This is a genomic window from Chryseobacterium sp. FH1 (assembly GCF_000735135.1).
In the GTDB taxonomy this organism is placed as follows: Bacteria; Bacteroidota; Bacteroidia; order Flavobacteriales; family Weeksellaceae; genus Epilithonimonas.
Genome location: NZ_JPLZ01000011.1, coordinates 1 through 2,052, shown reverse-complemented (window position 1 = coordinate 2,052; position 2,052 = coordinate 1). Strand labels below are relative to the sequence as shown.

Below are 2,052 nucleotides of genomic sequence, written 5' to 3'. Positions count from 1 at the left end.
GAAAATTCTAAGTATATTTACCAGTACAAAGACCATTTGGGCAATGTGAGGGTCAGCTTCACCAAAGGGACAAATGGCAGCGCAGAAGTAACAGACCGCAATGACTACTATGCCTTTGGGATGAACCAGAAGCCAAGTGATCTCACAGCGCCTACGTATGCGATTGGCGGTGAATATACCAATTACAAGTACAATGGCAAGGAGCTGCAAGAAAATGGCACTTACGACTACGGGGCACGTTTTTATATGTCGGACTTGGGAAGATGGTTTGCTGTGGATCCCTTGGCGGAAGTATCAAGAAGATGGAGTCCTTATGCTTATGCCTATAACAACCCAGTTAGGTTTATAGATCCTGACGGGATGAAGAACGTCAGCGCCACGTCCTCTATAGATGATGATGACATAGAAATTGACACTGGATACAGAACTGTAACGAAGAAGACGGCAGTTTTTGGCACAGGAGGCATGTCAGGCAGGCTTTCAGAAAAAGGCGCTTTGAAGATGGCTAATAACATCATTGCTCAGATGGAAAATGGTGGAAAGGATAAAATAATTGCGGGGATATATGGAGCAGGACCAAAGAGTCAGAGTAATAATCCTGAATTTGAAAAACTAATAAAGTCAATGGGAGGTACACTCTTTAAAAGTTCTATAGGGGGTGGAGATAATGAAATAATAGAATATCTTAAGCAAGGATATGAAGAAGGAAAATTAATATCAATCTACGGTTATAGTCGCGGAGGGAATGCTGCTGTTAGAATTACTAACAAGCTTGGGGAGCTAAATATACCTGTATATAATTTAGTTACATTTGATGCACACAGTATTACGGGGGGAACTTTTGAATTGCAATATAATAATGTGACATATGCAGCTAATTTCTATCAACAAAATCCAAGAACTTGGGCAAATGGTTATTTGCTAACCAGAGGTATATTACCATTTGGAGTTAATCCATATATTGGAAGTCCCGTTCATTCAAAATACATAAATGTTTTTCAGGTAAATTATACTAACAAAAATATTACTGGTAAGCCCGTCAACCATTTTAATATTATAGATTCTGCTTTATATAAAAATATTTTTCATCCTGAAATCAAACGCTAACTATTATGAGATTTTTGTTGTTTCTATCATTCCTTTTTATTCTTTTTTGTTGTTCATCCGAAAATGGAAATAATCATATAAATATTTTTCTTAAAAAGAAAAAGTTAACTGATAATGTTGAAGTGAAAGAAGCAAGATTTGATATTCCATTTACAAAATTTGTGAACATTCCAATATATTCACAGAATAATAATATAGTTTCTTTTAGATTAAAACAAGAAGGTAATTACAAGTTGTATCTTATAGGTGTTAAAGGATACGGAAATGGCGATTTTGATTATATAGAATTTAACGCAAAACATTTTAAAAATAATGATACTATTGAAATAACAAATTCAGGGTATTTGAAGATTAATGGTACTATCTTAAAAGATATTCATTAGCTTAATGGTAATGTATAAGATGTGTTGATGGAATTATAAATCATTGAAAATCAATATAATTTTTAGGTAATGCTTCAGATATGTTGGTTTTCTGCGTTAATGAGGCATTACAAAAAATTTATGTGAAATTCAATATAATTAAGAGTAGGCAAAAGCCTGCTCTTTTTATTTTTAGCAGATATAACAGCGCTTTATGCAATTAAAGATTTATTCGTGTTCCAGATGTGTTGGCCAAAATACAGAGTTTGTAAAATATGGTAAAACTAAGTCTGGCAAAGAGAGATATCAATGCACTGGCAGGCAAGCTGTTTGCCTACGAGGTAAAATACGACAACCCTACAGATGGCTCACTTAATCCGCCCCGATATAATGGCAACATCTCCGAGGTAGATTGGAACACGGGAGGTATGGGCAAAAAACGCTACGGCTACAACTACGACGGGATCAACAGGCTACTCTCTGCCAGATACCGGATCCCGGGAGTCACCTTGCCACAGCTGGGGATGTACGATGAGGAGTTGGGCTATGACGTGAACGGTAATATCACAACGCTAAAGAGATC

General features: G+C 36.1%; 3 protein-coding genes. All 3 read left to right on the top strand.

The genetic code is table 11. The features are described from left to right. Positions 1-1,107, top strand: a 1,107-nt coding sequence (locus tag IO90_RS18210; RefSeq protein ID WP_131450919.1) for an RHS repeat domain-containing protein, incomplete at its 5' end; no start/stop codon positions are given. A 5-nt stretch (positions 1,108-1,112) separates the two neighbouring features. Further along, positions 1,113-1,490: a hypothetical protein gene (locus tag IO90_RS18205; protein ID WP_034970840.1), complete on the top strand. Its 378-nt coding sequence runs from the start codon at positions 1,113-1,115 to the stop codon at positions 1,488-1,490. A 254-nt stretch (positions 1,491-1,744) separates the two neighbouring features. Next, positions 1,745-2,052, top strand: a 308-nt coding sequence (locus IO90_RS18200; RefSeq protein WP_034970838.1) for a hypothetical protein, incomplete at its 3' end; no start/stop codon positions are given.

What these genes read in the sequence shown, in the direction of transcription:
- IO90_RS18205 (WP_034970840.1), top strand. Translation starts at nt 1,113, where the DNA reads ATGAGATTTTTGTTGTTTCTATCATTCCTTTTTATTCTTTTTTGTTGT.